The organism is Endozoicomonas sp. SESOKO3 (genome assembly GCF_024606255.1).
The window spans coordinates 1-3437 of record NZ_JAHHPR010000180.1; the positions used below are offsets into that span (position 1 = coordinate 1).

Consider the following 3437-nt stretch of genomic DNA (forward strand, 5'->3'; position numbering starts at 1 on the left):
CATTCAAATCATTGGCTAAGTATCAATGCAGCGTCTAGGCTTCCTATCCACTTTTTCTACGGAAACCTTAACATGACTAGCCTGCAGCTTTGTTTCGTCCTGTTAGTCGCCCAGATATTCTTGTTGCACACTCTGACTTCAGAGGCTCAGGCGGCGACTCAACCTGCCTCTATGACAGTATCGTGCGACTCTCTCACAGGACAAACGTCAGGGGTTCAGAGACGGCTAAACCAGTATAGAGAGCTTTTTCGCGGAAAACAGTGTCTTGTTCTCAGTGCTAACCCGAAAAAGGATTTAGCTAAGTTGATCCGCCAGGCTCCTCAAAACACCGTGGTATTGCTCTCATCCAACTCTGTCCATGCAGGTAAAAAACAGGCTATATACGTTACAAACTATCAAATCGTTTTGAAGGATGGTCAGGACATTATTGGAGCCGCTGATGATGGTTTTGAAATCGTCATCGGTTCCCATTTAGGGGGCAACTCTGTAATCAAGGTAGGAACCACTAAAAATTTCCGGTATAGAGAAACAAGAGACAGCAATATAAGACACATTACTTTCTGGCCATTTGGACGCCCTGATGAACCCAGAACTAACACTGTTGTTTTCGCAGAATGTTATAACCGGAGACTGATTATAAAAGACAATGTATTTCATATTCCTGTCCGATCCGCCGTTCATCTTGACTGCAAACAATCTCTGGATGCAGACGCCGATGGCAGCCGCCCTGGCCCTGGCCTCCAATTTGCCAATAACACGATCAAAGGTCACATCATCAAGAACTGGTACCTGAACTACATGCCCGAAGATGGGGTGTCTGTAAATCTTCCTGCTATCAGGAACCAGTCACACAGAATCGCTGTTACTGGTAATACATTCATGGGCAGAATGGCAGAAGCGGGTGAATTTACTCTTGGGTCCGGAACTCGCCTGGATATTTTCAGAAATACAGTAGACATTGCCAATCATGGCAGTACTAACACACTTCGCGACGCCCGTGCCCAACGATCGCCACGGCTGGGAGGCTTCACGCTTATAGGTCATACCGATGGCAATGCAGAGCCTCCTCACTTTAACCTGGCAGGCAACCGGATCCGGGTAACCGCGAGAACAGCGGCCGCTATAAACGTCAGCGCCCCTCTTAAACTCGCCCTGGCCTGTAACCACCTGCAGGCCGTTAGTCCTTGGCAACAACTTCAAGAACACTTCAGCCTGAAAGCGGCTGATCCGTTATCGCTGGGAGGTGAGTGCGAAAGACCGATGACTTCACTCGTTGAAATGCCAACGCCAAATTCAACCGTTGTCACGCCATCGGTAAACTCAACCGTTTTCATGCCAACAACCATGCCAACAACCGTTCCCTATAACATCAGTCAGATACTGAACACCTGGACAGCCATTAACTCCTCAGCCACGGCCTGTAGTGGACTGACCAACTTCGAAGGTCGTTTCTTCTTTGAATCAGGAGTCTGCCCCACAGTCGCTACGTCCTCTGCTTTTGTTAACAATGTGGCTTTTGGTAGCAACACGATGTCCGCTAAGAGCGCGAGCCCCAGTTCACCGTCGGATGCAACCAGAATGACTACGGGTTTAGGTGTTATAACCACTCTGGCTATATTGCTGGCTCTATAAAACACACTTGGCTCGTCCCGAGCTTGTAGAAGGAGGGTGACAACGCACTTAAAAAACTTCGTACACAGGGGCATGGAGTATTTCCATAGAATTTGTCAGCATCTCAAAATGACATATTCTTTTCAGAAATAGTACGTCGAGCAACGATTATTGAGATCATGAATGAGATCTGACTCCCTCCTGAATCAGCCTGACCGAGGTTTCTGTTAACTCGTTAACCCTTTTCCAGAAAAGTGTTCGCTGTTCTCTATCAGCAGGTTCCAGCGACTGGAACTTCTCCAGAGAAGCCTGAAGCTCCTTTGGGCAAACAGATTCCCGAACGGGCCGAGGTTGATCAGGAAAACTCTCTGTAAAAAGACGATCCCAGTCAAAATGACAACCCGGATCGGCTTTTCCCCTGAAACCAGCTATGTGTTCATGGCCAATAATCCGTTGTGGATCACCCAGGCTGGGGTAGTGCTCCTGCAACAGGCGAATCACATCTTTCAGAGCTGAATATTGTGCATCGGTGAAAGGGAAAACATTCCCGTTGTAGTTAACCAACTCTATTCCAATAGCAAAATCGTTGAGCGCTTCTTTTTCCTGCCAACGACTGATACCAGCATGCCAGGCTCTGTGAGCAGTTCCATTCAGGCAACTGACCAGCTCATAGACGGTCCCGTCCAGATCAATCACCAGGTGAGCTGAAACCCCACAACCTGGACTCGAAATCATGTCCAGCGTACCCTGAAGGTCCACAGCCGTGTAGTGCAGGACCAGAAATTCTACAGGAATTTCCCGGGCGTCAAAGTTGGGGCTGGGATGTGAAATGAAACTTAAAGCCATTGATTTGCCTGTAAAAAGTCTGGGATCCATTGAACTGATAGCGTAACCAGCCATCCAGTCAGAGATCAAGGGCGTATTTTAAGGTATTTATCACCCGATCAAGGAACTTTGAGCTTCATTTGCGCCATAGTCAGCTTTTCAATTCCCTGTATCATTAGCTCATTTGGGAGAAAGAATATGGCCAAAGGCTTACTGAAACATCAGGAACGACAGGCTGCACTGAACTTGCTTGGCAAGGATCTTGCCCGCAGGGCCAGTTCAAAGTGTGAGCTTTGTGAAGCAGCCGGTGTTCCGCTTAACATCTGGGAAGTAGCTCCTGTTCCTGAAGAGCCCGATTTTGAGCACTGCCTGATGACCTGTGACATTTGCGGTGAGCAACTCAGCCTTTTTGAAAGGAAACCCGCAAAAATGAACGTTGACCACTGGCGCTGTCTGGGCAAAAGCGTCTGGAGCCAAGTTCCGGCCGCCCAGGTGATGTCCGTCAGAGTCCTTCGCCAAATCTCAGGGCAATACCCCTGGGCTGCTGAAATCCTCGAACACGTCTTCCTTGAACCTGAAACAGAAAGCTGGGCTCAGAAGATTGAGTGAGCCCTGCTTCACTCTGCCTGATGGCCGATAAAGTCCTGGTCACATTGTTTCTAACAGTGAAGTGTTTATTGAGACTTGAGATCAACGTCCCGGTTCATGCCAACAAATTTGCGTTTTCGATGCTTACCCTTGTGTTCCGTCAGAGCTCTGGCATTCTTGCAGACTGCTCCGCACGGCCGCTGTTGGCCGTCCAATCCGACAACGGTCACGTAGCAGGTTTGTCGCCCACTGTGGTCTTTTCTTCTGTGATCTGACAGAACTTTAGAACTCCTACAAACCTTCGCGCACGGGCGCTGCTGGCCATCTTTGCCGACCACGATCCGGTCACAGATTTGTTGCCCGCTGTGCTCTCTTCTTTTGTGATCCGCCAAGGATCGGGCACTCTTGCAGCT

General features: G+C 48.9%; 4 protein-coding genes. 2 read left to right on the forward strand and 2 right to left on the reverse strand.

The window, feature by feature from the left end:
* The first annotated feature begins 72 nt into the window (after window positions 1-72).
* Window positions 73-1632 carry a hypothetical protein gene (locus tag KDK18_RS03190; protein ID WP_257253159.1) on the forward strand — a complete coding sequence of 520 codons (1560 nt, stop codon included), beginning with the start codon at window positions 73-75 and terminating at the stop codon, window positions 1630-1632.
* A 156-nt stretch (window positions 1633-1788) separates the two neighbouring features.
* On the opposite strand, the gene KDK18_RS03195 is transcribed toward KDK18_RS03190, so the two are convergent.
* A complete protein-coding gene (locus tag KDK18_RS03195; protein ID WP_257253161.1) occupies window positions 1789-2457 on the reverse strand; it encodes an N-acetylmuramoyl-L-alanine amidase in 669 nt (222 codons plus the stop codon).
* A 177-nt stretch (window positions 2458-2634) separates the two neighbouring features.
* Here KDK18_RS03195 and KDK18_RS03200 point away from each other — a divergent pair, with 177 nt between their 5' ends.
* Window positions 2635-3045 carry a phnA protein gene (locus KDK18_RS03200; protein ID WP_257253163.1) on the forward strand — a complete coding sequence of 137 codons (411 nt, stop codon included), beginning with the start codon at window positions 2635-2637 and terminating at the stop codon, window positions 3043-3045.
* A 65-nt stretch (window positions 3046-3110) separates the two neighbouring features.
* On the opposite strand, the gene KDK18_RS03205 is transcribed toward KDK18_RS03200, so the two are convergent.
* On the reverse strand, window positions 3111-3437 hold a 327-nt coding region (locus KDK18_RS03205; protein WP_257253164.1), incomplete at its 5' end, for a hypothetical protein.